Below are 25,413 nucleotides of genomic sequence, written 5' to 3' on the forward strand. Positions count from 1 at the left end.
CGGCCCGAAGAGGATCGACCCCGTACAACAATCGTCGCCATGACGATAACGCTCGGGGGTGTGCGATCCACGGTGCACGACATGGCCGCCAAGCTCTACGGCGAGCGCACGCGTGACCTGATCACGTTCAGCCGGCGGGACGCCGCCCTCCCCACACCGAGGTCCATGATGGGATCATCCACCGGATCGTGAGGGAGCGCGGCCGGGAACTCCAGCACCGCGGTCGGCCAGCCGCGGTTCGATGCGAACCGATCGGGACATCGGAAGCCGCTCCGCCCCAACCGGGCAGATCACGAGCGGGGTGCCCCCTCAGTCGACCCTGACGACGAACTTGCCCCGTACCCCGCCCGCTTCCAACGCCCGGTGTGCCGCCGCCGTCTCCTCCAGCGGGAAGACCGTGTCCACCGAAGGGTGCAGCTTCCCTTCCGAGACGTGGCGGGCGAGGTCGTCGAAGTGCGCACGTTCGGGATTGCCCATGAAGTAGCGCACCCGGCCGGGTCCGTGTACGGCGCTGCCCGCGATGGAGGCCAGCGAGGCGGCGGGTCGCGTCATGTCGAGCGCGAGGGCGACCATCCGTCCGCCGGGGTTCAGCAGTCGCCGGAAGGTACGCAGGTCGGTACCCGCTGCGTCGACGACCACGTCGAACGGGCCCAGTTCCGCCGGGGACACGGTCCGGTGGTCGAGGGCATCGTGGGCGCCGAGCGTGCGGACGAAGTCGAGGTTGGCGGCCCGCGCCAGGCCCGTGACCTGGGCACCGTATGCCTTTCCGAGCTGGACGACGGCGCTGCCGACGCCGCCTGCCGCGCCCCGCACGAGGAGCCGTTCACCGGGGCGCAGCGCAGCCTTGTCGCGCAGGGCGGTGACGGCCGTGGTGCCGGTCGCGGGCAGGGCGGCGGCAGCCACGAGGTCGAGGCCGTCCGGGACGCGGCCCAGCCGTCGGGGTCGTACCGTCACGTACTCGGCGGCGCTGCGGAACGCGGAGCGGCCCACGATGCCCCACACCCGGTCGCCGACCGTGACGCCGGTCGTGCCGGTGCCGAGTGCGGCGACCTCGCCGGCGAAGTCCTGCCCGCTGCGTTGCGGGAACTTCCGGCCGGTCAGAAGCTGGGCCCGGCCTGAACGGGCCGCCATTTCACCGCCGTTCACGCTGAACGCGTGCACCCGCACCAGGACCTCGCCGGGTGCCGGTTCGGGACGTGGGACCCGGCCCACGTAGAGCACCTCGGGGCCGCCGAAGCGGTCGAGGAGTACGGCTCTCATCGTGCGGTCGTTCATCGTTCTCACCTTCGCAGCGGCCTGATCCTGGGCGCCGAGCGTAGGCTGCCAAGCGGACGAGATCGTCCACTTGAGTCGGAGGTGAGAGAAAGCGGTGGGGGAATCCTCTCGGATCGCGGATGACCACGGGTTGCGGGCGGATGCCCGGCGCAACCGGCAGCGCATCCTCTCGGCGGCCCGCGCGGTCTTCGCCGACCACGGCATCGACGCGCCCATGGCGACCGTGGCCCGACGGGCGGGGGTCGGTGTGGCGACGCTGTACCGGCGTTTCCCGACCCGGGACGCCCTGGTGCGGGCCGCGTTCGCCGAACAGATGGACACCTGCGCCCAGGCACTGACCGAGGCACTCGCAGATCCCGATCCGTGGCGGGGCTTCCAACACCTGGTCGAGACGGTCTGCGCACTGCAACGGGAGGAACGGGGCTTCCCGGCCGCGTTCGTCGCGGCCTTTCCCCACAGCAGGCGAGAACACGCACGGGTACGGGAACGGGTCGAGCAGGACTTCACCACCCTCGTCCGCAAGGCCCAAGCGGCGGGTGCACTGCGACCCGACTTCCACCCCTCCGACCTCGCCGTGGCCCTGTTGTCCCACTGCGGTCTGGTCACCGCACTGCCGGATGACCGTGCCGCGTCCCGGCGTCTGGTGGCGTACCTGCTCCAGTCGTTCCGCGCCGAGGCGGCCCGCGAACCGCTGCCGCCGCCGAGCGCACTCTCGCTGCGGAACCTTCCGCTCGCGGCCGACGGCTCCCAGGCACAGCGGCGCTCGGTATGACCGAGATACGCGCCAAAGGGGCAACGGGATGATCTTGAAGCCCTGAGCGCCCGTCGGACGCGCCGCTTCGCCGACGGGTGACCGCGGCGACCAACAAGGTCGAGTCGTTCAACCGGTTCTCCCAGCACCGAACCGCGGACCGACCCCGACCGGATCGCCGCCGTCGGCTACGGCACCGGGGGTGCCATCGCGCTGGAACTCGGGCACGACGGCGTCAGCCTGCGCGCGATCGGGACGGTCAACGCGACTACCACGGGCCGACCGGGCGAGGCGGCGCGCATTCGCTGCCCGGTGTGGGCAGCGTCGGGTCGGAAGACCCGATCATGCCGCCCGCGCAACGGAACGCGTTCACCGCTGAGATGCAGGCCGCGGGCGTCGACCGGCGCCTCGCGGTCTACGGCGGCGCCCTGCACGCCTTCCACCACCCGCCGGTCAGCCACCCCGTGGTCCCCGGCGTCGGCTACCACCCACGGCACGCGCAGCGAGCCTGGCGCGACGTCGTCGACCTGCTCGCCGAGTGCCTGCCCGTGACGGAGGATCTGGGGGGTGCGGTGCTGGGGGCTTGAGGGCCGGTCTCGTCCCGTGCCGGTGTCTCAGGCCATGGGGATCAAAACCGCCGGGAGGTCGCCGGCCTCCACGGCCGACCGGTCGATCGACAACCCGCAATAGGCGCCGACCGCTCTGAACACCGCCGCAGGCAGCAACTCCCTGCGCTCCTCGTACTCCGCCTCCGCCGCGTCGCCCTGCGGCCTGGGCCCGATCAACGCGCCCGCTTCACGCAGCGCGGCATCCAGGGCTGACCCCTCGCCGGTGTCCTCCCCGAACTCGGCACGCAGGACGCGTTCGTCGCCCGGCACGTGAAGGGTCATGCACGGCGGGCTCCACCGGTTCATCGTCACGCAGACGAATTCCTCGCCCGGCGCCGGCCACATCGACTTGACCTCATGGAAGCCGATCGACCACGTCGACATCCCCCAGTCCTCCAGCACGTACACCCACTCCCCACACGTCCCGTACATCGCGTAGTTCGTGCGGTCCGGTCGTCCGCCCCCCGACGCGACGCGTTCCCGGTACGGGGTCCGTTCGGCAAGCTCATCGAGGTCGGCGCCCAGGTTGATCAGGAATTCGTCCTGCTCGATGCCACGGGCACAGGTCAGCGAGATCCCGCCGAGCATTCCCGGCACACTGCCGTCAGTGTCCGTGGTGCTGTGTGCGCCTATCCAGGCAATCCCGATCTGATCACTCACGATGGCGTGTCCTTCGGCAGCGGCTACGGGGGTACTGGTCGAACGTACAGCGCCGACGGGGCCCGCTTCCTGTGATCGCGGGCCCCGGGCTTCGTCGTCTCGCGCACCCTGACACAAGCCCCCCATAACGAGGGCCTGCAGGATGGGACTTGCCCCGGAGGTTGGAGGAGAGACCCGGAGCTTGGAGTCGGCGCATTCCGGTTGGGGCCACCCTGGTCCCGGGTGGTGCGACCGACCGTGCCGCGGTGTACGGTGATCCGCCAACTGTGGCTCCAGGAGCGGGTGGTGGACCACGCCAGGCCGTGACCGTCGACGGCCGTGCCATCGTCCACGGCCAGCCGTGGGCACACGTCCCGGCTGGTGGAGGCCACGGCCCGGGCCGACGACCAGGGCCCGCACGGCCCCTTCCCTTCCCCCCACCACACCCGGAGGGCTGCATGAGAACCGTCAGATCCGTCAGGCGTGGCATACCCGCGCTGCTCGCCGCCATCGCGCTGCTGACCGTGGCCGTCCCCGGGGCCGCGGCGGCTCCGGAGACCGTGGCCGCTCCAGGCACCGTTCCCGCCTCGGCTCCGGTCGCGTTGACGGGCGACGAGCTCGCGGCCTCGTGGACCGGCCCGCTCAGCACGCGGGGTCGGTACGTCGTCGATGCCGACGGCGACCGCTTCAAACTCAAATCCGGCAACTGGGCCGGCGCGCAGGGGACTTACGTGGGAAGCGGCGACGCCGACGACGTCGCGAACCACCAGGCGCACCAGAAGTCGAACAACATCCCCCTCGGCCTGGACCGCACCCCGATCGGCCGGATCATGGCCGACTTCCACCGCCTCGGCATCAACAGCATCCGGCTGCCGTTCGCCAACGCACTGCTGCACGACAAGTCCGTGGTCCCGGACAGCGCGGTCGCCGCCAACCCGCAGCTCAAGGGGAAGACGCCGCTGGAGGTGTTCGACGCCGTCATTGCGGCGCTGACCACCGACGGCTTCGCGGTGATCCTCAACAACCACACCACCAGCTACCGCTTCTGCTGCGGCCTGGACGGCAACGAGCGCTGGAACAGCGGCCAGTCGACCCGGCAGTGGATCGACGACTGGGTGTTCATGGCCAAGCGCTACCAGGGCAACAAGCGCGTGGTCGGAGCCGATCTGCGCAACGAGGTCCGCCGCGACACCTGGAACGACGCCAACTGGGGCTGGGGCGACGAGCACGACGAGTACACCGCCTTCGAGCAGGCCGGGAACGAGATCCTCCAAGCCGACCCCGACCTGCTGATCTTCATGGAGGGCATCAACTGGCAGGGCATCCCCGCCGCCCCCTTCCCCCACCAACGTCCGGACCTCAAGCCGGTCCGCACCCTCTCCCACACCCTGATCGACTCGAACAAGCTGGTCTACGCGGTGCACTTCTACGGCTACACCGGGCCGGCCAACACCGGTGCCGGCAGTGGTCCGGGAGCAACCGGCGATCCGCGCTACGAGGACTTCACCCCCGACCAGCTCGCCCAGGTCGTGAACGACGAGGGGCTGTTCGTCACCGAGCAAGGCAAGCACTTCACCGCCCCGGTGTGGGTCAGCGAGTTCGGCGCCGCCGGGCGCGGCTCCACCGACGCCAAGGAAAAGTCCTGGTTCAAGAACTTCACCGACATCCTGGTGAAGAACGACACCGACTTCGCCCAGTGGCCGCTGGTGGGCTGGAGCGACGACAAGGGCACGCCGAACGACAACTGGGCGTTGCTCTCCTACGACGCGTCCGGGAAGAAGCTCGGCGTCGAGGACGACGGCGACTGGCGGGCCACCGACTGGAACAAGCTCGTCAACGCCCCCGCCAAGACCGGCCGCATCGCCCCGGCGAACCACTGGAACATCGTCGACATCGATCACGGGGACTGGAACCTCTCCCGCACCATGCTCGCCAAGGCCGACTGGAGCCCGGGCAACTCCAAGGGCAACTGCCCCGACACCGAGCGGCTGATCGGACTCAGCCGCAGCCACGGCCGCGGCCTGTGCACCGACGTGGCCGAGCCGCCCAAGGCAGCGGGCGCGTGGGAGACGGTCAACGACGAGCGCTACGTCAAGCAGGGCGACTGGGCCAACGGCTACGACAAGCTCCAGTGCCCGGTCAACAGCTTCGCGGTCGGCTACGGCATGAAGGGCCCCGCCATGGCCTCCCTGCTCTGCGCGCCCTCCGCCGCCCCACTGCCCACCAAGGGCCACAGCGTGTGGTTCGACCAGGGTGACAACCGTCCCGCCACCGGCGGGGCCCACGGCAGTGACTGGGCCGAGAACGACTACAAGGGCCAGTGCGCCGACGACGAGTACGTCGCCGGAGTCGCCATGACCTGGAAGTCGCTCCAACTCGGCCGACCCGACGCCCTGCTCTGCCGCCCCCTCACCTGATCCGTCCCGCACCGACCGGCCCGGGGGCACCCCGGCATGCTGTGAGCGGAGGTCGCCGCCCCGGAGGGAGCCGGAAGGCGCTCGGCACCGTGTGGTCGTCAGTTGCCCGGAGGGCTGGGCGAGGCGCTGATCTGCTTGGTGTAGGTCTGGGTGTACTTGGGGATCAGCGCCTCGATCCGGTTGACGTAGTTCTGCGTCTCGGGGATCTCCGGGATGCCCCGGGCCTTGAGCACCGCGCCTGGGCCCGCGTTGTACGCGGCGAGGGCGAGTTGGGTGGGGTCACCGGGGACGCCCTTGACCTGCTTGAACAGGTGGCACATGTAGGCGCCCTGGGCCGGGATGGCGTCGGCCGGGTTCCACACGTCGGCCTTGCCGTCGCCGGTGAAGTCCTTGCCCCACTCCGCCCAGGTCGACGGATGGAACTGGGCGATGCCCTGGGCCTGGCCGGAATCCGCCCGCGGGTCCCAGTGGCTCTCCGCGTCGAGTTGCGCGGCGAGCATCGGAACGCTCAACTCCGGGCAGGTCTTCGCGGCGGACTGGACGGTCGCCAGGTACTGAGGGGGAATGGTGGGCAGCGTCGGCGGCCGGGTCAGCCACCAGACGACCCCGACGGCGGCGAGGAGGAGTACGACCCCGAAGGCCAGCGCCGCCCGACCCCTTCGGCGGCCGGAGCGCCTGCCCCTCCGCCTCGCCGGTGAAGCCCCGTACACCGTGGCGGGCGACGACGCGTCCCACGAGGGGTACGCGGGCTGCTGATCCTGCCGCCGTACCCGGCCGCGGTCCGTCGCTCCGGCTTGCTGTTCTTGCATGTGCCCAGTCCGTCTGGTCGGTTCATCCGGAAGTGATGTGTCGATGACGGATGGGACGCGCTGAATCACGCAATAGTTGCATGATCGCGCAATTGAGCAAGCGTTTGTGAGGATTCCCACAGGAGGGAACCGACCGCACCCGCCCACCCGTCGCGATACCGCCACCAGCGCCGCAGACCCGACGACCACGACCCGGGATGGCCGCCGAGAGCCCTGTTCGCCGCCTGGGGCACCTCACCGAACCTCGGCTTGGCACGACGGGCGACCCCGCAGCGCACGGGGGTACACAGGGGTGCACCGTACCCAACGCGATCGCCGGAGCCTCGGCACCCCCTCCCACCTGCGAGAGGCGATGACCGACCTCCGGGCGGCACGGTGGCCCGCGAGCTCGTCCATCCTGCCCGGCCCACCCCGAAGACCAGCGCGCACGAAGCGGTCGGGCTCCGGACGCGGACTCGGGCCGGCCCGTCGCCGTCTCGGGGTCAACGGACTCCCCCGCGTACCCCGAGGCGGCGACTCGTCCAGGTCACTCGCGCTCGGTGGCTCCCGGAGGATGGCGGACGATGTTCAGGTGTTCCGCGTGCCAGCCGTTCTCGTCTTCCACCGGAACGTAGGTCACGCGCAGCCCCTCGACGACGAAGGTTCCGTCCTCGATGGCGCGACCGTCCACCCTGAGCTCGCGGCCGTCGTCCCCGTCGATGTACCCCATCCCTCGCGCCTGGTTGTACCACCGGACGACGCCGCTGCCCCTGTCAGCCATCTGCTCACCCCCGACTTTCCCAATTGCGCAACTCGTTGACTTTCACGAGGGTTCCTTCCCCTCCTGACACCGCGAGGACCCTGCTCCGACGTATCAAGTTCGCTACGACCGCCGACTGTTGCCCGGCGGCCCCGGACCTCTCTCAGGCCGCATGCGAGAGCGTGCGGAACGGTCAATTGCAGGCACCGGCGATCCGGCCCTCCGGAGCCGTTGCTCCGCACATGCGCGAGGCCATCAAAGGAGGATTGGAAGCGCCCCTCTTCTCCTGGGTCCCGGGGCGGCCGGATGCGGAACGAACACTCGCGGCAGCGGGGAGCATGGCCCCGCCCTGCGCCGAGGCTCCATGCCCGGCACTCCCGCTTGACCTCAGCCGCAGAGGACGGCCCGTGCCTTGGACCGAGGCCGGCCATCGTCACACGGGAGGGCCGCTGTCCCACTTGCCTGGTCACCGCGGGAGGCGGATCGCGGCCGGAAGGTGGCCGAGTAGCCTGTGCGGACGGATGGCGAGGGAAGGCGATAGCGGTGAGCGGAAGAGGCGAGGAGGCCCGTCAGGGATCCGGCAGGCGGGCCCGCGGTGAGCTGGAGAGCGACGTGCTCGCCACGCTCTGGGCCGCTCACGGTCCGCTGACCGCGCGCGAGACGCAGGAGCGACTGCCGGGCGACCTGGCCTACACGACGGTCATGACCATCCTGTCGCGGCTGCACGACAAGGGCGTGGTCCTTCGGCACCGCGAGGGTCGCGGGTACGCCTACGAGCCGGCCCGCGACGAGGCGTCTCATACGGCCCAACGCATGCACTCGCTGCTGGAGGGTGGCTCCGACCGTGAGGCGGTGCTGGCCCGTTTCGTCTCGGAGCTGTCCGTGCAGGACGAGAACCTGCTGCAACAGTTGCTGACCGGGCACGGGGAACCACCCGCCGAGGGCGGGCGCTCCGCCAGGAATCGGTGACCCCGTGCTGGTCAGCGTCTACGTCCCGGTCCTCGTCACCGCCGCACTCGCGGCGCTGGCGCCGCCCCTCGCGCGTCGGCTGCGGCCACGCCCGGCCGCCTGGGCGTTGGTCTGCGTGGCGCTCGTCACCGCGGTCGGCTGGACCGGATCGCTCGCCCTGCTGGCGTTCACCGGCGTGGCACAGATTCCGCAGATCGCGAGGGAAGGGCACTGGTCCGTGGCCGTCCTGCGCGCCGAGGACCCGGTCTACCTCGCCGTCGCGGCCGGCAGCGCCCTGGCACTGGCGGCGGGCGTCGTCTCGTTGGGCGTGGCCGCGGTACGCCAGGTTCGCCACCTGGTGCGGGCCCGGCAGGAGTGCGCCGACCTGCCCGGGCGGGCGGAGTTGGCCGTCGTCGACGACGACGTTCCGCTGGCCTTCGCGCTGCCTGGGAAGCCGGGGCGGATCGTGGTGTCCCGGGGGATGCTGCGCTGCCTGGACGACGGTGAACGTGCGGCCCTGCTCGCGCACGAGCGGGCGCATCTGGCTGGGCGGCACCATGCCTTCCAGGTGCTCTGGCGGCTTGCCGCGGCCTTGAATCCGCTGCTGTGGCCGCTGGCTTCCACCGGTGGTTTCGTCCTGGAGCGTTGGGCCGACGAGGACGCCGCGGCGCGGGTCGGTGACCGCAGGGTCGTCGCGCAGGCTGTCGGGCGCGCCGCGCTCGCCTCGGCGGCCGCGTCCCGCCCCCCGGCACTGGCCGTAACCGGCGGGGCGGTGCCGCAACGGGTGAAGGCCCTGCTCTCGCCGCCTCCTGCCCGTCGGAGACTGCCGTTCGCGGCGGGCGGCCTGCTGTTGGTTCTCTGCTGCGCGAGCCTGGCCAATGCCGCATCCGACAACGACCGGATGCTGGACAACGCAGAGTGGGCACGGTGTGCGGCGTACCTCGACATCGTGCGCCCCTGGCCGGCTGACCACGGCGTCCGGCCGGGGGCGTGCTGCACGGACCGGGATCGACGAGGGCACACAGAGCACCAGTCGTAGCCGGCGCCGCGGCCGCGCTCACCCACCCGCCGCCGGTCCTGCTCCACGCACTCCGGTCGCTTGCCCGGTCCGGCGACCCGACGCCCCGGCCTTCGAGAGTGCACTGCCCCCTCGGACAGGGCTCCCATTCCCCAACTTCTACATCATGTAGTAGCTTCGGTCCTCGGCACTGTCGCGATCAGTCATGGCTCGGATTCGCGATGAGCGCGGCCTCGGCCTGCGCCTGGTGCCGCCCGACCGGGGCGTGCCCGCCTCGCGCCCTGTATTCCGTCAGGAGGCTGATCGACCGTGCCCGAGCGTCACGAACTGCTGCCGGGCTCGCCTCCCCCCGCAGGACCGCAGGAGACGGGCAGTCGCCGCATCGTCGTCATCTCCGCGAGCGTCGGCGCAGGCCATGACGGGGCGGCCGACGGTCTGACCGCCCGGCTGACCGCGCAGGGGTACCGGGTGGACCGGTACGACTTCCTCGACCTCCTGCCCGCACACCTCGGCCAGCTGCTGCGGGGCGCCTACCTCCGGTTGCTGACCCGGGCACCGGAGGGCTACCAACGCCTCTACCAGGCCACGGAGCACACTTCGCGTCCCGGCGCGATCTGGCGAGCGCTCTTGCGCAGCGCCGAACACCGCACCCTGGCCGCAATCCCGCAGGACACGACCGCGGTCGTCTCGACCTACCCGGGAGCCAGCCAGGTCCTCGGCACGCTGCGACGGCGCGGCGCACTGGAGGTGCCGGCCTTCACCTTCCTGACCGACTTCTCCGTCCACGCCCTCTGGGTCGCCCCCGGCATCGACGCGCACCTGGCCGTGCACCCGATACCCGCGGCCCAGGCCCACGTCCAGGGCGCGGCCGCCGTCAGCGTCGTCGGCCCGGTCACCGATGCCCGCTTCACCCCCGTCATCGGCGGGCAACGATCCGCCGCGCGGGCCCGGTTCGGCCTTCCCGAGCACGCCCCCCTGGCCTTGCTGGTAGCCGGGTCCTGGGGCGTCGGAGCGGTACGGCAGGCCGCCGCCGAGATACGGGCGACGAAGGTCGCGATGCCGGTGGTGGTGTGCGGACGAAACCGGGCCCTCGCCGAGCAGCTGCGGCAGGACGGCATCGCCCACGCCTTCGGTTGGGTGGACGACATGCCCGGCCTGATGCACGCCTGCGACGTGCTGGTCCAAAACGCCGGCGGGTTGACCTCGTTGGAGGCATTCGCCTCCGGGCTACCGGTGGCCAGCTACCGCTGCATCCCCGGCCACGGCCGCACCAACGCCCGAGCGCTGGAGGAGGCGGGCCTGGCGGCCTGGATCCGTACCGCCGAAGGGCTGCGCCCCGTGCTCACCGAGCTTCTGCACGGGCCACGAGGCACGGCCCAACGCGAGGCAGGCATCGCCCTGCACCGAGCCGCTTCCGGCCCGGTCTCCGCCATCGCCGCCCGCATCGGACGCCGGCCCAGACCCACCGCGCCGTCGCCCGCGGTGCGCCAGCCGGGCAGGCGGCGGCTCGCCTTGGCCGCCACCACCGCAGCAGCCACCCTCTCGCTCGGCGTCGCGGCACCCCTGACCTACGCGTACGCCAAGGCCCCCGCCCACTTCACCACCGTCGCCCACTACTTGGACCGGGACGACCGGTGACCCCGGCCCGCCCCGCGCTCCTCGCCTCGGCCACGGTCCTGCCGGGGCTCGCCGCCCTGCACGCCGCACCCGTGCTCTCCACGTTCGGACCGCTGCGCAACGCCACCATGCCCCGCCTGGCCGGACAGGGCCATCCCGACCACGTCGCCCTCACCTTCGACGACGGACCCGACCACCTCGCAACCCCGCACTTCCTCCGCCTCCTTGAGGCACGCGGAATCCGGGCCACCTTCTTCCTGCTCGGTTCGATGCTGGTCCGTTCGCGCGGCCTGGCGAAGGAGATGGCCGACGCCGGGCACGAGCTCGCCGTCCACGGATGGGACCACCGTCCCCTGCTGCTCCGCGGCCCCCGCGCCACCCGGGACGACATCGCCCGCGCCCGCGATGCGGTGGCCGACGTCACCGGCCGAGCACCGACGCTCTTCCGGCCCCCGTACGGGGTGATGACCACCGCGACCCATCTCGCCTGCCGCCGCCTCGGGCTGACCCCGGTGCTGTGGACCTGCTGGGGCGAGGACTGGCGCAAACGGGCCACCCCGCACTCCGTCCGGAGCACCGTTCTGCGGGACCTGCGCGGCGGCGGCACCATCCTGCTCCACGACTCCGACTGCACCTCCGCCACCGGCTCCTGGCGCACCACCCTCCGGGCGCTGCCGGGGATACTCGACGCCTGCCAGGCTCACGACTGGCACGTCGGGCCCCTACGCGAACACGGACTCCCCACGTGACGCGCCAGGACGGACCCGCCGGAGGCTAGACTCCTCCTGCTCATGCCCTCCGTTCCGTCGGTTCACCGGTCATCTGCGTGCCTGTTCTCCTGCTCTCCTCCGGCACGACGAACCACCGACGGGAGATCAGGCATCCGAAACACCTTCGGAATCGGCGAGTCCGGAGAGTGCCCGGGAGCGCCCCGAGCCGCTGGGCAGGGCCTGGGGAGAATCGACTGCACGAGCCGGCGGGAACGTGGAAGACAGTGAAAGAGTCGTGTGCGCGAGGGTCCGCCAGGCGGCTGCCCGAGGACGTGTCGTGACGGAAGGGCTGCGGGAGCGGAAGAAGCGGCAGACGCGGCAGCGGATCTCCGAGGTGGCGCTCGGTCTGTTCGTGGCGCGGGGCTTCGACAAGGTCACCATCGCCGAGGTCGCGGCGGCGGCGGACGTCTCGGTCAACACCCTCTACAACTACTTCGCGGCGAAGGAAGACCTGGTCCTGCCGCCGGACGAGGCCTCCCCGCAACGGCTCGCCGACATCGTGCGCGACCGGCAGCCCGGCGAGTCCGCCGCGCGGGCGGTGCTGGACCGGCTGCGGGACGAACTGCGGCGGCGCGACCGGAAGGTGGGCCTGACCGCGGGCTTCGGCCCCGTCTTCGAGATGATGCGGGCCGCGCCCACGCTCACCGCCCGGCTGGAGGACCTCGGCCGGCAGATGACCGACGCCCTCGTCACGGTCCTGACCGAGGAGACCGGCGCGGCGCCCGGGGACCAGACGCCGCGCGTGGTCGCCAGTCAGATCGGCTGGTTCCACTCGCTGGTCTACGGCGAGATCGGCCGGCGGATCGTGGCGGGCGAGAAGCCCGCCACGATCGCCGCCGCCCTGCTGGAGCTCCTCGACGTCGTCGAGGAGACGCTGGGCGAACTCGCGCTCGACTACGCGATCCGTGCGGGCTGATGCCGTCGGTACGTCGACGGCACAGCACGCTCGGGACAGGGCGTCAGTGGCCCTTGGCCGACGTCCGGTACGGCGCCGTGGCCTGCTGCGCCGCGTAGAGGAGGGCGGGCTTCAGCTTCGGCCAGAAGTAGCTGTCCTGGCAGGAGAAGGCCGGTGTGAAGCCGGAGCAGCCGCGTCCGTCGCTGTCGCCGATCTCGATGGTGAAGCTGGCCAGTCCCAGCTTGTCGTACGTCCAGTCGTCGGTGCCGCCGGACGCGTCGTAGAGGATCTCGCCGGCCTGCCCGGACTGGTAGCCGGTGAGCGAGCCGAGGCGTCCGGCGAGGGCGCGCAGTGCGGCGTCGTTGCCGGTGTGAAGGGTGTGGTCGGCCTCCCAGGGGAGCAGGACCATGCTCGCGTCGCTGTGCAGGCTGATCATGAGGCCCTTGGCGGTGGCCGGCGCCGGATCGCTGTCGCCGGTGCCGGTGCGCACGGCCGGATACAGCTTCCGGAACAGGCCCTCCAGCGCGGTGTTCTCCGGTTCGGAGTCGGCGGCGGAGCCGCGGTAGACCTCACTGCACGGCTGGGTGGAGGTGCCGGCGCCGCCCCAGTGGGTTCCCGCGTTGCGGTTGAGGTCCACGCCGATCTGACCGTTGGGGCCGCAGTTGCCCTTGGCGTCGTCGGCGTTCTTGCGCTGGAGGATGGGGTCGTCACCGCCCTGGGCGACGATGTCGACGCCGTCCGGGTTGGTGATCGGGACGACCCACATCTCGGTGGAGTCCATCAGCGCGGTGATCTTGGGGTCCTTGCCGTAGTCGTTGGTCAGGGTGTCGATCCAGCGCCAGGAGACCTCCCCGGTGGTGAGTTCGCGGGCGTGGATCTGGCTCATCAGGAAGAAGCGCGGCTTGGGCGCCTTCGGGTTGAGCTGGCAGTCGCCCTGCTTCATCTTGGTGATGCAGATGGCCTTGAGGTCGCGTCCGCCGCGTCCCTTCTGCTTGAGCCAGGACTGTCCGTAGGTGACGACCTTGGCCATGTCCGGGTGCTGGGCGGCGACTTGGTCGAGGTGGGCGTAGTGCGCGTCGACGGTGTGGTAGCCGCCGTCGTAGGTGTCGTCGACGCCGCCGCCGGTCGCGCGGGGCTGGTGGGCCAGCGGCTGCTGCATCGTCTCGACGGCGGTGGGGGTGAAGCCGAGCCGGCGGAGCCCGGTCGCCGTGGACGGGTCGCCCATGACGAACAGGTCGTCGCCCTGGCGCCGTTCGATCAGGTCGAATCCGGAGGAGATCAGCTTCTGGGCGTCCTGCCGGTCGTGGGTGGGGACGCGGTAGACGACGGCGGTGCGCTCACCGGACGCGTCGGTGCGTTGCGGGGCCCGGGCGAGGGCGGACGGGGACATCGGGGACAGGGCCGTGAGCGCCAGGACCATCGCGGCCGCAGCCGTGGTCACCAGGGCTTTCCGGGGCATGACATGGCCTTCCGTGGGGGGTGGTCGGCATCGGCGAACGGGCGGGACACGGCTTTCGCGCACGTCTCGCCCGCGGCGGCTCCCGGAGGGCCGGACCATGCGGCCCTCCGGACGCCTCGGCTGATGCCACGGGGCAAATCGCAGGCATGATGCCCTGCCGAGGCCCCGTCGCGAAGGGGGATTCCCGGACATCCTTGGAAGTGAAGTCAGCAGCGGTGCACGGGAGTTCGGTCGAGTCGGTCCGGTCGACCGGCTTCCCTTTCCGGCTTGCTGCCGGCTCCCGCCGCGGCGGCCTTCGGGCGGGCAGCGTCGAGCCCACGCCCGGCCGTCACCGCCGGTGGGCCGCTCGGTCCGCTGCTCGGCGACCTGGCCGGTGCGGCGCGCGGTCCGCGGTCAGGGGTCGGCTCACGGCCGGACCACCTGTCCGCGCATCGTGCCCTCCACGACGTCGACGTAGGCGCGGGCGACCTCGGCCACCGGGGTGCCTGCGGCGCCGTCCGCACCCATGCCCTCCAGGGTCTCCTTGATCCAGCCGGGGCTGACGAGGTTGATGCGCAGGCGTCGGGGCAGTTCGCCGGCGGCGTTGCGGACGAAGCCGGCCAGGCCGGAGTTGACCAGGGCGCCCAGCGATCCGCCGGCCAGTGGCGCGGCGAAGGTGCCTCCGGTCAGGGTGACGGAACCGCCGTCCCGTAGGTGGCGCACGGCCCGCCGGGCGAGCGCCACCTGGCCCAGCAGCTTGCCCTGGATGCCGTCGACGAACGCGTCGTCCGTCACCGTCGCCAAGTCCACCAACGGGCCGCTGGCGGGGCAGCAGACCACCGCGTCGAGGTCCGGGACGGCGTCGAGGAGCGCGTCCAGGGAGGACTGGTCCTCCAGGTCGGTGCGCAACGGTCCGCGGCGGGACGCCCGGACCACCTCGTGCGAAGCTTCCAGTGCCTGGGCGACGGCGCTGCCGATCGTTCCCGTCGCCCCGATGACGAGTACCTTCATGGCGCCGATCATGTCAGCGGGGTCGGCGGTCGGCACCGGCATTTCGCGCCGGCCGGTTCTCGCCGTTGGGCGGTCAGCCGTCGAGTCCGCCGCGTCGGACCAACTCGCGTGCGATCACCTGGCGTTGGATCTCGTTGGTGCCCTCGCCGACGATCATCAACGGTGCGTCGCGGAAGTAGCGTTCGACGTCGAATTCGGTGGAGTAGCCGTAACCACCGTGGATGCGGACGGCGTTGATCGCGATCTGCAGGGCCGTTTCGGAGGCGAAGAGCTTGGCCATGCCGGCCTCCATGTCCACCCGGTGCCCGGCGTCCGCTTCCCGCGCCGCATGGAGGGTGAGGTGACGCGCGGCGGTGAGCGAGGTGGCCATGTCGGCAAGGTAGTTGGCGATCGACTGGTGTTGCCAGATCGGCTTGTCGAACGCCTCGCGCTGCTGGGCGTAGGCGAGCGCGTCCGCCAGCGCCGCGCGCCCGACGCCGAGCGCCCGGGCCGCGACCTGGAGCCGGCCGGTCTCCAGGCCCTTCATCATCTGCCCGAACCCCTTGCCCTCGACGCCGCCGAGCAGGGCGTCGGCCGGCGCCCGGTAGTCCTCGAAGACCAGCTCGCAGCTCTCCACGCCCTTGTACCCGAGTGTGGGCAGGTCGCGGGAGATCGTCAGACCGGGGCCGTGCTCGACGAGGAGGACGGAGATGCCGCGGTGGGGCGGGGTGGCGGCCGGGTCGGTCTTGCACAGGAGCGCGATCAGTTGGGAGTGGCGGGAGTTGGTGATCCAGGTCTTGGTGCCGTTGACGACGTACTGGTCGGCGCCGCCGCTGCGGTCGGCGCGGGCGACGGTGCGCAGCGCCTGGAGGTCGGAGCCGCCGTTCGGTTCGGTCAACGCCATGGTGGCACGGACCTCGCCGGTGGCCATCCGCGGCAGGTAGCGCTGCTTCTGCTCCTCCGTGCCGAAGTGCACGAGGAGTTTGGCGACCACGGTGTGCCCGCCCATCGCGCCGGCCAGGCTCATCCAGCCGCGGGCGAGTTCCTCGGTGAGCAGGACGAAGCACGGGGTGGAGACCGGCGTGCCGCCGTACGCCTCGGGGACCGCCAGCCCGAAGACGCCGAGCTGCTTCATCAGCTCGATCAGCGCGCCCGGGTAGGTGTCGGCGTGTTCCAGCTCCCGGACGACCGGCCGGACGTGGTCGTCGACGAAGTCGCGTACGGTGCCGACGATCAGGCGCTCGTCCGCGGAGAGGATGTCGAGGGTGCTCATGCGGTGACGCTCCTTCGGTGGGTGCGGTGTCCCCGGACCGTTCAACGGTCGCGGCGGCCCGCAGGTCCCTCCTCGTAGTGACATGGCACCGGCCGGTGTACCGGTTCCGGGCCACCGCGTCGAGCCCGCGCCTACTCGACCTCGTTGCGGCCGCGCCGGCGCGCGAGCAGCGCCGTGCCGCCGGCCACGCAGCCGAAGGCCACGACCTTGGCGGCCCCGTAGAGGTGCGGCCAGTCGTCCGACCCGTCGGAGTCGCGGAGCAGGACGAACGCCCCGAGCCCCAGTCCGAGCAGGATCAGCACCCCGCCGCCTATCGGACCCAGCGTCGCCCACCACGGGACGTCCTCCACCGGCGCCTGCTCCTGGGCGTCGGACTGCTTGTCGGTCACGTACTCTCCTTCGTCTTCGTTGCGCGCGACGGTACCTGCGGTCCCACCGTTCGGGTAGGTCCGCCCGTTGACGGTGCGTCGGTCGGCCGTCACCGGGTGGCCGCCGGGCGCGGCGGGCCTCAAGAAGAAGACGCAGGCGGCGGCCCGCGGGTTGCCTTCTGCGATCATCGCCGTCGGCCCTTGTCCGGCACCCGGCCAAGGCCATGCCGACCACCGCCCCACAGCACTCGGAGCCCGTCACCATGAACCGACCCGCGACCGAGCGGACCCCGCGAAGCGCAGCCCCCGGACGCCCCGACCCCGCATCCGCCGCGGATGTCCACCGGCCCTTCGACGCCGGGTTCTTCCGCGATCCGTACCCGGTCTACGCCCGGCTCCGGACGTTGGGCCCCGTCCTGAAGGTGGTCCTGCCCGACGGGTCGCACGCCTGGCTCGTCAGCCGGGAGGAACACGTCCGGGCCGCCTTCACCGACCCGCGCCTGTCGGTGAACAAGGCACGCTCCCGCAACGGCTACCAGGGCTTCTCCCTGCCGCCCGCCCTGGACGCCAACCTCCTCAACATCGACCCGGACGACCACCTCCGGCTGCGGCGGCTGGTCTCCCGAGGGTTCACGCCCCGGCACGTCGAACGGCTCCGCGACCGCGTCGGGACGGCGGCCGCGCACTACGCCGACCGCCTGGCCGAGCGCCTCGCGCAACACGGGACGGCCGATCTCCTCGCCGAGTTCGCCAACCCACTGCCGCTGGTCGTCATCGGCCACCTCCTCGACGTGCCCGAGGTCGACGGCAGGGCGTTCTCCCGCTGGGTCGCCGCCATGCACGCGCCCGCGCGCCCCGGCGACACGGCCGAGGCGATCGAGCACATCCACCGCTACCTGCTGGAGCTGATCCGCGCCCGCCGGGCCGCTCCCGGAGACGACCTGCTGTCCTCGCTGATCGCCGCGCGGGACGCCGACGACCGGCTGAGCGAGGACGAACTGGTGTCGCTGGCCTTCTTGTTGCTGATGGCCGGCACCGAGAACGTCCAGCACCTCATCAGTGGTGGGCTGCTCACCCTGCTGCGCCACCCCGAGCACCTCGCGGCGCTCCGCAACCGGCCGGAACTGATGCCGGACGCCGTCGAGGAGTTGCTGCGCTACGCCCACCCGAACCAGATGGCCGTCCGGCGGTTCCCCACCGCTTCCGTCGAGATCGCCGGTGTCCGGATCCCGGCCGGGGACACCGTACTGCTGGGACTGGCCTCGGCCCACCGCGACCCGGACCGCTATCCCGAGCCGGAGCTCTTCGACGTCCACCGGGCCGACAAGTCCCATCTCGCTCTCGGCCACGGCCTGCACTACTGCCTGGGGGCGTCATTGGCCCGGATGGAGATCGGAGTCGCGCTGGGCACGCTGCTCGAACGGTTCCCCGGCCTCCGGCTCGCCGTGCCTGAGGGGGAGTTGGAGTGGCGGCAGTCGTTCCGTTCGCACGCGCTGCGGCGGCTTCCGGTGGCGGTGTCGGGGCCGGCTGGGTGACGCCGGGTCAGAGGCCGTGGTCGCGGACCCGCTCGACCAGGGCCGCGGCCTCCGCCCGATTCCCGACCCGGAGCTTGCCGAAGGGGTTGTTGGCATGGGACTTGACGGTGGCGACGGGGACGTGGAGGGACTCGGCGATGGCGCGGTGGGTGCGTCGTTCGCCGAGGGCGGAGCCGACCACCTCAACGTCGGGCTCGTGCTCAAGGATGGTCACCAACCCGTCGCGCACCGCGGCCTGGTCGTCGGCGACGAGCACGCGGACCGGCCGGGCACTCATAGGGCACCCGGTATTCCACGCTCCACTCCCCTGACCCGCGGGAGCAGGCGGCTGGCGCAGCAGCTGGTGCTGGTGCGGCGGGCCGCCACGGCCGGCCTGGCCGGTCGATGACCGGGGCGGCCCGCCGCGGCGGTTCGGGGGCGCCCTCAGGGTCCCGCGGGCCCGTCGGCGGCCGGGGCGAAGTGGCGGATCCGGTCCGGGGCGGCGGGGGCGTAGGCGGGGATGCCGTGCGGGGTGCCGCTGGTGACGAAGGTGGTGACGGCGTCGGCGAAGGCGTCGCCCAGCGCGCGGGCGGCGGCGTCCGGGCGGCCCAGCATGGGACTGTCGGGATAGTCGTCGAACGTGCCGAAGAGGAAGGGCAGTTCGCTGCAGTGACAGGCGCCGAGCGGGTTGTCGGCACCGGGCGCGGCGTAGTCGAACTGGTAGACGTAGGTGCGGTTGCCCGCGGTGGCATGGTGCTCGGCGATCTCCAACGCGCCGTTGCGGAACTCCGCGTCGGTCTTGGCGGCGATGGCGACCCGGCCCGGTGTGGCACCGGGGAGCTGCCTGGCGTACTGCTGGTAGCGACGCTCGGCCGCCCCTTCGCCGCTCGCCTGGTCGGCGAGGAGGGCCAGTGCGTCGGCGCGGCTGAGGGACCGCACGTTCGGATCGAGTCCCATGAAGGCGGTCATCTCCTCGCGGGTGGTGCCGATCAGCAGGTCCTTGCCGTCCAGGGCACCCGCGGCGAGGGCGTCGCGCCAGGCACGGGTGACGCCCGCGCCGCCCAGCACCGGGTACATCGCCGGGGCGACGGCGCCGGGCCGGGCGACCTGCGCCGCCAACGTGCCGTAGGCGGCGAGGAGTCGCTCGACGGGGAGGGCGCGCAGGGCCGGGCCGGGGTCGGCCTCGTCGGCCAGGTCCAGCAGGCGCAGGTACGCCCGGGCGTGTTCGGCGGCCAGTTCCGGGTCCTGCGGTGGCAGGGCCCACGGGCCGCTCTGCAGCAGGACGCGGTGGACGAGTCCGGCGGTGCGCGGCTCGGTGGCGAGCGCCAGGGCGGAGAGCGCACCGGCGGACTGGCCGCCGACGGTCACCGCGTCCGGGTCGCCGCCGAACGCGGCGATGTTGTCCCGGACCCAGCCCAGCGCCGCGATCTGGTCCTGGGTGCCGGAGTTGTCCGCGCCGATCTCCGGGAGTCGGAGGTAACCGAGCGGCCCGAGGCGGTAGTTGGCGGTGACGACGATCAGGTCGCCGCGGGCGGCGAGCCGGGCGCCGTCGTACCACTCCCAGCCGGCCGAGCCGCTGCTGAACCCGCCGCCGTGGAACCAGAGCAGGACGGGGCGGCCCGCGGGCTGCGCGCCGCGCGGCGACGGGGCCCAGACGTTCAGGGTCAGGCAGCCGTCCTCGTCCCAGTCCGGGGTGCGGCGCCCCATCACCGCTTCCAGCCGGGACGGCCCCTGGGGCACGGCGGGTCCGGTGCGCGCGGCGTCGCGGATCCCCGACCACCGCGGTGCGGGCTGCGGCGGGGCGAACCGCAGGGCGCCGACGGGGGACGCGGCGTAGGGGATCCCCCGGTAGGCCACCGCCGGCCCTTCGCCCCGGCCCCGGATCCGGCCCCGGTCCGTGGTCACCACGTGCTCGTCGCCCTGCGTCATCGTACTCACCTTCCCCGCGTGTGCGTTCCCGGTCACCTGCTCCGGACGTTCTATCCCGGATGCGGCGATCCGCACCAGCGGCCCACGTGCGCTCGGGTCGCGGCGGGCGGGTCAGGCCGGCGCGGCTCCCCGCGGGCCGGTCAGTTCGGCGGCCTGTTCCCACAGGTGGTCGAGCATCAGTCGGGCGGAGGGGGTGAGCGGCCGTCGGTCGGGCAGGGTGACGCCCACCGTGCGCCGCACCGGCTCCAGTGCCACGGGCAGTGGGGCGATCTCGCCGTCGGTGCGGGCCACCAGCTCCGGGAGGGCCGCGATCATGTCGGTGTCGCGGACCAGCGTGCGGACGGTGAGCGCCGAGCTGCACTCGACCAGGTTGCCGGGCAGCGGCAGGTCGGCGTCGTGGAACACCTGCTCCAACTCCTGCCGCAGGGCGGTCTGACGCAGTGGCACCACCCACGGGTGGTCGAGCAGGTCCGCGAGGGTCAGGCCGGGGCGGGAGCGGGCCGGGTGGCCGGGCCGGGCGACCAGCAGCACCGGCTCGCGGCAGAGAGTGATCTGACGGAGCGCCGGCTGGTCGTCGATGGGGTTCAGGCGGCCCAGGACCAGGTCGACCTCGCCGTCCAGCAGCCGCGGTACCTGGGCGTCGAAGGTGGCTTCCTGGACGACGACGGTGATGCCGGGCCGGGCCGCCTTCAGTGCCGCGATGGCCCTGGGCAGTAGGACGTTGGTACCGGCGACGAGGGTGCCGACGGTCACCGTGCCGACCGCGCCGTCGGCCAGGCCGCTGATCCGCTCGCCGGCCCGCCGCAGTTCGGCGAGGACCGACCGGGCGTGTTCGGTGAACGCCGTGCCGAACAGTGTCGGGGTCACGCCGCGGGGCCCGCGGACGAACAGTTCCACGCCCAGGATCCCTTCGAGTTCGCGCAGGCTCCGGGTGACGGCGGGCTGCGCCAGCCGCAGGTGTTCGGCGGCGCGCAGTACGCTGCCGTGCTCCTCGATGGCCACCGCCAGCACCAGCTGCCGCAGTTTCAGCCGTCCGTCCAGCAACTCCATCCCGCACTCTCCCACCCGCTCGGCGCGCAAGGAATAACCAAACGGCTATATCGGTCACGCGAATTGGTATTGGACGAGCATATCTCCGAGGACGAAGGATGGCTCCCCGGGGCGGCAGCCCACCGGCCCGGGACGCAGCGAGAGGAGCGGTATCGGCATGCAGCCGGCTCACTACATCGACGGGGCCTTCCTGCCCCCGGAGTCCGAGGCGTCCGAGGGCGGATTCCCGCTCGTCGACCCGGCGGACGGGACGGTCGTCGGACGCGTCCCCGAGGCGTCCCGCGCGACGGTCGACGCCGCGGTGCACGCGGCACGCCGGGCACTGCGGGGCCCGTGGGGTGCCACCGGGGCGCCGGACCGGGCAGCCGCCCTACGGATGATCGCCGACGGCATCGAGCGGCGCTTCGAGGCGTTCGTGGCGGCCGAGTCCGCCGACACCGGCAAGTCCCGCGAACTGGCCGCCACCGTCGACGTCCCGCGGGCCATCGGCAACTTCCGCTCCTACGCCGACCTGCTCTCCGCACAGGCGGAGCGGGCCTACCTCACCGAGGTGCCGGGCTGGAGCGACGGCGCCGGCCAGGCGCTCAACTACACCGTCCGCCGTCCGCTGGGTGTGGTCGCGGTCGTCGCACCGTGGAACCTCCCGCTGCTGCTGCTCACCTGGAAGGTCGCCCCGGCCCTGGCCGCCGGCAACGCGGTGGTCGCCAAACCGTCGGAGGAGACCCCCTCCACCGCGACCCTGCTGGCCGACGTGATCGACGAAGTGGGGCTGCCGGACGGCGCGTTCAACGTGGTGCACGGGCACGGTCCGGGCGCCGCGGGCGAGTTCCTCACGGCGCATCCGGACGTGGACGCGATCGCGTTCACGGGTGAGTCGGCGACCGGCGCGGCCATCATGCGGGCCGCCGCCGACCACGTCACCCCGGTCTCCTTCGAACTCGGCGGCAAGAACCCCGCGGTGGTCTTCGCCGACGCCGACCTCGACGACGCGGTGGCGGGCACGGTCCGCTCCGCGTTCACGCACTCCGGGCAGATCTGCCTGTGCACCGAGCGGGTCTACGTCGAGCGCCCCGTCTTCGAGGCGTTCGTCGCCGCGTTGGGAGCCCGGGCCCGCGAGCTGACCGACTACGGGCCGTTGATCTCCGCGCGCCACCGCGACAAGGTGCTGTCGTCCTTCCGGCTCGCCGTCGAGGAGGGCGCCACGGTCGTCGCCGGCGGCGGCGCCCCGGTCTTCGGCGACGAGCGGGACGGGGGGTTCTACGCGGAGCCGACGGTGTTGACCGGACTGCCGCCGACCGCCCGGGCGGTCCGCGAGGAGGTCTTCGGGCCGGTCTGCCACGTCGCGCCGTTCGACACCGAGGAGGAAGCGGTCCGGCTCGCCAACGACAGCCCCTACGGGCTGGCGGCGACCGTGTGGACCCGCGACCTGTCCCGGGCCCACCGGGTGGCGCCGCGCATCGAGGCCGGCATCGTCTGGGTGAACTGCTGGAACCTGCGCGATCTGCGCACCCCGTTCGGCGGCCGGAAGGCGTCCGGGATCGGCCGCGAGGGCGGCGAGCACTCCCTGGACTTCTTCTCCGAACCCACCAACGTCTGCGTCCGGATCGGCCGGTGAGTGCCGTGCCGGTCGCCCCGGCGAACCCCCGCACCGAGACCGGTGTCGGCGCCGCCGCCCGTCGACTGCTGGCCGCACACGCCAGCCGCACGCCCTGCGCACCGGTGCGCGAGCTGATCGACGGCCCGGACGAGGCGTACGCCGTGCAGGAGATCGTGACCCGCTCCTGGCTTGCCGCCGGTCGCCGACCGGTGGGCCGCAAGATCGGTCTGACCTCGCAGGGCGTGCAGAACCAACTCGGCGTCTCCAGCCCGGACTTCGGGGTGCTGTTCAGCGACATGGCGGTGCCGGACGGCGGCGAGGTCCCGGCCGGCGCGGTCCTCCAGCCCCGGGCGGAGGCGGAGGTCGCGCTCGTCCTGGAGCGGGACCTGACCCACGAACGGCACACCGTCGCGGATCTGCTGCGGGCCACCGCCTTCGCGCTGCCGGCCATCGAGGTGGTGGGCAGCCGCATCCGCGACTGGGACATCGCCCTGACCGACACCGTCGCCGACAACGCCTCCTGCGGGATGTACGCGCTCGGCAACCGTCCGACCCGGCTGACCGAGGTGGACCTGCGGCTGTGCGGCATGGTCCTGGAACGCCGCGGCGAGCAGGTGTCCACCGGGACCGGCGCGGCCTGCCTGGGCCATCCGCTGAACGCCGCGCTCTGGCTGGCGGACGCCCTGGTGCGGTGCGGGCAGCCGCTGCGCGCCGGGGACACCGTACTGACCGGCGCGTTGGGCCCGATGGTCCGCACCGCCCCGGGAGACGTGCTGGAGGCCCGGATCGCGGGCCTGGGGAACGTCCGGGTCGCGTTCGCCCCTGAGGAGCCGGCCCACGACGGGGCCGCCAGCGAGGAAGGCACCACCACATGACCGACGTACAGGAGCTGGCCGCGACGCTCGACGACGCCGAGCGGAGCGTCCGGGCGATCGCCCCGCTCACCGACGGCGGGCCGCTCGGCGTCGCGGACGCCTACCGGGTCCAGCGCGCGGTCCTGGCCCGTCGCACGGCCCGCGGCGAGCGGCTGATCGGTGTGAAGATGGGCTTCACCAGCCGCGCCAAGATGGCCCAGATGGGCGTCGACGACGTCATCTGGGGGCTGTTGACCGACAGCATGCTGGTGGAGTCGACGCTGGACCTGAGCGGGCTGATCCAACCGCGCATCGAGCCGGAGATCGCGTTCCTGATCGGGCGCCGGGTCCGCTCGGCGGTCGAGGCGGACGCCGCGGTCGCGGGCGTCGCGGTCGGCTACGAGGTGCTCGACTCCCGCTACCGCGACTTCGCGTTCACCCTGCCCGACGTGATCGCCGACAACGCCTCGGCCGCGGCCTTCGGCGTCGGTGCCTGGCACGACCCCCGCGAGGTGGGCGGCATCGACAACATCGGCCTGGTGCTGGAGATCGAGGGGCGGCTCACCCAGACCGGTTCGTCGGCCGCGATCCTCGGCGACCCGATGCGCTCGCTGCGCGCCGCCGCCCGGCTCGCCGAACGGGCCGGCATCCCGTTGGAACCAGGCTGGGTGGTGCTGGCCGGCGCCGCCACCGCCGCGGTACCGCTCCCCCGCGACGCCCACGTCCGGGTCTCCGGCGCGGGCCTGGGCAGCGTGGCGGTGACGACGGTATGAGCGAGGCTCTCGTGGTCGCGGGGAAGGCGGCACCGCGCGGGCGGTTCCCGCACCTGCGGCGGGCCGGCGACTTCGTCTTCGTCTCCGGCACCAGTTCCCGGCGGCCGGACGGCACCTTCGCCGGTGCCGACGCCGACGACCTGGGCGTCACCCGCGTCGACGTCCGCGAGCAGACCCGCGCGGTCATCGAGAACCTCCGCGATCTGCTGCGGGCGGCCGGCGGAGACCTCGGCGACGTGGTCAACGTCACCACCTATCTGGTCAACATGCACGACTTCGGCGGTTACAACGAGGTCTACGCCGAGTACTTCGACGAGACGGGGCCGGCCCGCACCACCGTCGCGGTCCACCAACTGCCCCATCCGCACCTGCTCATCGAGATCGCGTGCACCGCGTACCTCCCGCGCCGGGCGGACCGCCCGGACTGACCGCGCCGCGTCCCGTCCGTCACCGACCACGAGTCCCGAGGAGCGCGAGAGATGACCCTGCCCCAGCTGGCGTCGGGTGTGCCGTTCAACTTCGAGCGGTGGATCGAGGAGCACCGCGAACTGCTCCGGCCGCCGGTCGGCAACGTGCAGGTCTGGCAGGACAGCGACCTCATGGTCACCGTCGTCGGCGGCCCCAACCAGCGCACCGACTTCCACGACGACCCGACCGAGGAGTTCTTCTACCAGTTCAAGGGCAACATGGTGCTGCGCGTCATGGAGGCGGAGGGCCGGCCCCCCGTCGACGTGCAGATCAACGAGGGCGACGTCTTCCTGCTGCCCCCGCACGTCCGGCACTCCCCACAGCGGCCGGAGCCCGGCTCGATCGGCCTGGTGGTGGAGTTCGCCCGTCCCAAGGGCAGCAAGGACGCCTTCGAGTGGTACTGCACGGAGTGCTTCCACCTCGTCCACCGGGCGGAGTTGCAGCTCCGGTCGATAGTCGACGACCTGCCGCCGGTCTTCCGCGGCTTCTACGCCGGGGAACGTACCTGCCCGCGCTGCGGCGCCCGGCACCCCGGTGCGGAATGGCCGGCGCACCAGCGCCCGCAGACCGTCCGCCGCGCCCGCGGTTGACCCGGGGAGCGCTCTCCCTCCCGCCCCTGTAGGGGCCCGCCATGCCCCGTGGGTGGGCCGGAACCCCCTGGCCGGCCCACCCA

The 25,413-nt window shown here is 72.4% G+C and carries 25 protein-coding genes and 1 pseudogene; 15 read left to right on the plus strand and 11 right to left on the minus strand.

Features of this window, described 5'->3' with window-relative positions; all coding sequences use genetic code 11:
• Positions 1-39: 39 nt before the first annotated feature.
• Positions 40-192 carry a hypothetical protein gene (locus tag ACLJT4_RS14155; RefSeq protein ID WP_411122656.1) on the plus strand — a complete coding sequence of 51 codons (153 nt, stop codon included), beginning with the start codon at positions 40-42 and terminating at the stop codon, positions 190-192.
• A gap of 117 nt (positions 193-309) precedes the next feature.
• Here ACLJT4_RS14155 and ACLJT4_RS14160 read toward each other — a convergent pair whose 3' ends face one another.
• Positions 310-1,275, minus strand: a complete 966-nt coding sequence (locus ACLJT4_RS14160; RefSeq protein ID WP_411122657.1) for an NAD(P)-dependent alcohol dehydrogenase — start codon at positions 1,273-1,275, stop codon at positions 310-312.
• A gap of 94 nt (positions 1,276-1,369) precedes the next feature.
• Here ACLJT4_RS14160 and ACLJT4_RS14165 point away from each other — a divergent pair, with 94 nt between their 5' ends.
• Entirely contained in the window at positions 1,370-2,047 is a 678-nt protein-coding gene (locus ACLJT4_RS14165; RefSeq protein WP_411122658.1) for a TetR/AcrR family transcriptional regulator, read from the plus strand.
• A 129-nt stretch (positions 2,048-2,176) separates the two neighbouring features.
• Positions 2,177-2,613 (plus strand): annotated as a pseudogene (locus tag ACLJT4_RS14170) (dienelactone hydrolase family protein); the annotation flags it as partial.
• Between the two features lie 27 nt (positions 2,614-2,640).
• Here ACLJT4_RS14170 and ACLJT4_RS14175 read toward each other — a convergent pair.
• Entirely contained in the window at positions 2,641-3,294 is a 654-nt protein-coding gene (locus tag ACLJT4_RS14175; protein ID WP_411122659.1) for a hypothetical protein, read from the minus strand.
• A gap of 437 nt (positions 3,295-3,731) precedes the next feature.
• On the opposite strand from ACLJT4_RS14175, the gene ACLJT4_RS14180 reads away from it, so the two are divergent.
• The gene (locus ACLJT4_RS14180) at positions 3,732-5,690 is read left to right on the plus strand and encodes a glycoside hydrolase family 5 protein (protein ID WP_411122660.1); all 1,959 of its coding nucleotides are present in this window, start codon (positions 3,732-3,734) and stop codon (positions 5,688-5,690) included.
• A 98-nt stretch (positions 5,691-5,788) separates the two neighbouring features.
• Here the strand turns inward: ACLJT4_RS14180 and ACLJT4_RS14185 are convergent, their stop codons facing one another.
• Positions 5,789-6,499 (minus strand): transglycosylase SLT domain-containing protein, encoded by a 711-nt coding sequence (locus ACLJT4_RS14185; protein WP_411122661.1) that lies wholly within the window; start codon positions 6,497-6,499, stop codon positions 5,789-5,791.
• A 526-nt stretch (positions 6,500-7,025) separates the two neighbouring features.
• A complete protein-coding gene (locus tag ACLJT4_RS14190) occupies positions 7,026-7,259 on the minus strand; it encodes a cold-shock protein (protein ID WP_411122662.1) in 234 nt (77 codons plus the stop codon).
• Between the two features lie 522 nt (positions 7,260-7,781).
• Here ACLJT4_RS14190 and ACLJT4_RS14195 point away from each other — a divergent pair.
• From ACLJT4_RS14195 to ACLJT4_RS14215, 5 genes are all read left to right on the plus strand, one after another.
• Complete coding sequence (locus tag ACLJT4_RS14195; RefSeq protein WP_411122663.1) at positions 7,782-8,207, plus strand: BlaI/MecI/CopY family transcriptional regulator; 426 nt, start codon at positions 7,782-7,784, stop codon at positions 8,205-8,207.
• A gap of 4 nt (positions 8,208-8,211) precedes the next feature.
• Positions 8,212-9,225, plus strand: coding sequence for a M56 family metallopeptidase (locus ACLJT4_RS14200; protein ID WP_411122664.1), 1,014 nt, complete (start codon positions 8,212-8,214; stop codon positions 9,223-9,225).
• Positions 9,226-9,513: 288 nt separating this feature from the next.
• Complete coding sequence (locus tag ACLJT4_RS14205) at positions 9,514-10,842, plus strand: MGDG synthase family glycosyltransferase (protein ID WP_411122665.1); 1,329 nt, start codon at positions 9,514-9,516, stop codon at positions 10,840-10,842.
• Positions 10,839-11,570, plus strand: a complete 732-nt coding sequence (locus tag ACLJT4_RS14210) for a polysaccharide deacetylase family protein (protein ID WP_411122666.1) — start codon at positions 10,839-10,841, stop codon at positions 11,568-11,570. Before ACLJT4_RS14205 ends, ACLJT4_RS14210 begins: the two co-directional genes overlap by 4 nt.
• Positions 11,571-11,868: 298 nt before the next feature.
• A complete protein-coding gene (locus ACLJT4_RS14215) occupies positions 11,869-12,507 on the plus strand; it encodes a TetR/AcrR family transcriptional regulator (RefSeq protein ID WP_411122667.1) in 639 nt (212 codons plus the stop codon).
• Positions 12,508-12,550: 43 nt separating this feature from the next.
• Here ACLJT4_RS14215 and ACLJT4_RS14220 read toward each other — a convergent pair whose 3' ends face one another.
• The 4 genes from ACLJT4_RS14220 to ACLJT4_RS14235 form a co-directional block, all read right to left on the minus strand.
• Positions 12,551-13,945 carry a M14 family zinc carboxypeptidase gene (locus ACLJT4_RS14220; RefSeq protein WP_411122668.1) on the minus strand — a complete coding sequence of 465 codons (1,395 nt, stop codon included), beginning with the start codon at positions 13,943-13,945 and terminating at the stop codon, positions 12,551-12,553.
• A 405-nt stretch (positions 13,946-14,350) separates the two neighbouring features.
• Entirely contained in the window at positions 14,351-14,935 is a 585-nt protein-coding gene (locus ACLJT4_RS14225) for a short chain dehydrogenase (protein WP_411122669.1), read from the minus strand.
• 73 nt (positions 14,936-15,008) lie between these two features.
• Positions 15,009-16,187, minus strand: a complete 1,179-nt coding sequence (locus tag ACLJT4_RS14230) for an acyl-CoA dehydrogenase family protein (RefSeq protein ID WP_411122670.1) — start codon at positions 16,185-16,187, stop codon at positions 15,009-15,011.
• Positions 16,188-16,318: 131 nt separating this feature from the next.
• A complete protein-coding gene (locus ACLJT4_RS14235) occupies positions 16,319-16,744 on the minus strand; it encodes a hypothetical protein (protein WP_411122671.1) in 426 nt (141 codons plus the stop codon).
• 74 nt (positions 16,745-16,818) lie between these two features.
• Between ACLJT4_RS14235 and ACLJT4_RS14240 the strand changes: the two genes are divergently transcribed.
• Positions 16,819-18,090, plus strand: a complete 1,272-nt coding sequence (locus ACLJT4_RS14240) for a cytochrome P450 family protein (protein WP_411122672.1) — start codon at positions 16,819-16,821, stop codon at positions 18,088-18,090.
• A 7-nt stretch (positions 18,091-18,097) separates the two neighbouring features.
• Here ACLJT4_RS14240 and ACLJT4_RS14245 read toward each other — a convergent pair whose 3' ends face one another.
• From ACLJT4_RS14245 to ACLJT4_RS14255, 3 genes are all read right to left on the minus strand, one after another.
• Complete coding sequence (locus tag ACLJT4_RS14245; RefSeq protein WP_411122673.1) at positions 18,098-18,367, minus strand: response regulator transcription factor; 270 nt, start codon at positions 18,365-18,367, stop codon at positions 18,098-18,100.
• A 146-nt stretch (positions 18,368-18,513) separates the two neighbouring features.
• The gene (locus tag ACLJT4_RS14250; protein ID WP_411122674.1) at positions 18,514-19,998 is read right to left on the minus strand and encodes a carboxylesterase/lipase family protein; all 1,485 of its coding nucleotides are present in this window, start codon (positions 19,996-19,998) and stop codon (positions 18,514-18,516) included.
• Positions 19,999-20,109: 111 nt separating this feature from the next.
• Positions 20,110-21,048 (minus strand): LysR family transcriptional regulator, encoded by a 939-nt coding sequence (locus ACLJT4_RS14255; RefSeq protein WP_411122675.1) that lies wholly within the window; start codon positions 21,046-21,048, stop codon positions 20,110-20,112.
• 157 nt (positions 21,049-21,205) lie between these two features.
• Here ACLJT4_RS14255 and ACLJT4_RS14260 point away from each other — a divergent pair, with 157 nt between their 5' ends.
• Genes ACLJT4_RS14260 through ACLJT4_RS14280 form a run of 5 tightly spaced genes read left to right on the plus strand, consistent with a single transcriptional unit; the run spans position 21,206 to position 25,330 of the window.
• Positions 21,206-22,663, plus strand: a complete 1,458-nt coding sequence (locus ACLJT4_RS14260) for a 2-hydroxymuconic semialdehyde dehydrogenase (protein WP_411122676.1) — start codon at positions 21,206-21,208, stop codon at positions 22,661-22,663.
• Positions 22,664-22,668: 5 nt separating this feature from the next.
• Positions 22,669-23,520: a 2-keto-4-pentenoate hydratase gene (locus ACLJT4_RS14265; protein WP_411122810.1), complete on the plus strand. Its 852-nt coding sequence runs from the start codon at positions 22,669-22,671 to the stop codon at positions 23,518-23,520.
• The gene (locus ACLJT4_RS14270; RefSeq protein WP_233655980.1) at positions 23,517-24,272 is read left to right on the plus strand and encodes a 2-keto-4-pentenoate hydratase; all 756 of its coding nucleotides are present in this window, start codon (positions 23,517-23,519) and stop codon (positions 24,270-24,272) included. Before ACLJT4_RS14265 ends, ACLJT4_RS14270 begins: the two co-directional genes overlap by 4 nt.
• On the plus strand, positions 24,269-24,700 hold the full coding sequence (locus ACLJT4_RS14275) for a RidA family protein (protein ID WP_411122677.1): 432 nt from the start codon (positions 24,269-24,271) through the stop codon (positions 24,698-24,700). Before ACLJT4_RS14270 ends, ACLJT4_RS14275 begins: the two co-directional genes overlap by 4 nt.
• A 51-nt stretch (positions 24,701-24,751) precedes the next feature.
• Positions 24,752-25,330, plus strand: coding sequence for a 3-hydroxyanthranilate 3,4-dioxygenase (locus tag ACLJT4_RS14280; RefSeq protein ID WP_411122678.1), 579 nt, complete (start codon positions 24,752-24,754; stop codon positions 25,328-25,330).
• Positions 25,331-25,413 lie beyond the last annotated feature (83 nt).

Origin of the sequence: Streptomyces sp. x-19 (assembly GCF_046549115.1) — a bacterium.
Classification (GTDB): domain Bacteria; phylum Actinomycetota; class Actinomycetes; order Streptomycetales; family Streptomycetaceae; genus Streptomyces; species Streptomyces albulus_C.

Coding starts and splice junctions, on each gene's coding strand:
- ACLJT4_RS14155 (WP_411122656.1), top strand. CDS start 40: ATGACGATAACGCTCGGGGGTGTGCGATCCACGGTGCACGACATGGCC.
- ACLJT4_RS14160 (WP_411122657.1), bottom strand. CDS start 1,275: ATGAACGACCGCACGATGAGAGCCGTACTCCTCGACCGCTTCGGCGGC.
- ACLJT4_RS14180 (WP_411122660.1), top strand. CDS start 3,732: ATGAGAACCGTCAGATCCGTCAGGCGTGGCATACCCGCGCTGCTCGCC.
- ACLJT4_RS14185 (WP_411122661.1), bottom strand. CDS start 6,499: ATGCAAGAACAGCAAGCCGGAGCGACGGACCGCGGCCGGGTACGGCGG.
- ACLJT4_RS14190 (WP_411122662.1), bottom strand. CDS start 7,259: ATGGCTGACAGGGGCAGCGGCGTCGTCCGGTGGTACAACCAGGCGCGA.
- ACLJT4_RS14220 (WP_411122668.1), bottom strand. CDS start 13,945: ATGCCCCGGAAAGCCCTGGTGACCACGGCTGCGGCCGCGATGGTCCTG.
- ACLJT4_RS14225 (WP_411122669.1), bottom strand. CDS start 14,935: ATGAAGGTACTCGTCATCGGGGCGACGGGAACGATCGGCAGCGCCGTC.
- ACLJT4_RS14230 (WP_411122670.1), bottom strand. CDS start 16,187: ATGAGCACCCTCGACATCCTCTCCGCGGACGAGCGCCTGATCGTCGGC.
- ACLJT4_RS14235 (WP_411122671.1), bottom strand. CDS start 16,744: ATGATCGCAGAAGGCAACCCGCGGGCCGCCGCCTGCGTCTTCTTCTTG.
- ACLJT4_RS14240 (WP_411122672.1), top strand. CDS start 16,819: ATGAACCGACCCGCGACCGAGCGGACCCCGCGAAGCGCAGCCCCCGGA.
- ACLJT4_RS14245 (WP_411122673.1), bottom strand. CDS start 18,367: ATGAGTGCCCGGCCGGTCCGCGTGCTCGTCGCCGACGACCAGGCCGCG.
- ACLJT4_RS14250 (WP_411122674.1), bottom strand. CDS start 19,998: ATGACGCAGGGCGACGAGCACGTGGTGACCACGGACCGGGGCCGGATC.
- ACLJT4_RS14255 (WP_411122675.1), bottom strand. CDS start 21,048: ATGGAGTTGCTGGACGGACGGCTGAAACTGCGGCAGCTGGTGCTGGCG.
- ACLJT4_RS14260 (WP_411122676.1), top strand. CDS start 21,206: ATGCAGCCGGCTCACTACATCGACGGGGCCTTCCTGCCCCCGGAGTCC.
- ACLJT4_RS14270 (WP_233655980.1), top strand. CDS start 23,517: ATGACCGACGTACAGGAGCTGGCCGCGACGCTCGACGACGCCGAGCGG.
- ACLJT4_RS14275 (WP_411122677.1), top strand. CDS start 24,269: ATGAGCGAGGCTCTCGTGGTCGCGGGGAAGGCGGCACCGCGCGGGCGG.
- ACLJT4_RS14280 (WP_411122678.1), top strand. CDS start 24,752: ATGACCCTGCCCCAGCTGGCGTCGGGTGTGCCGTTCAACTTCGAGCGG.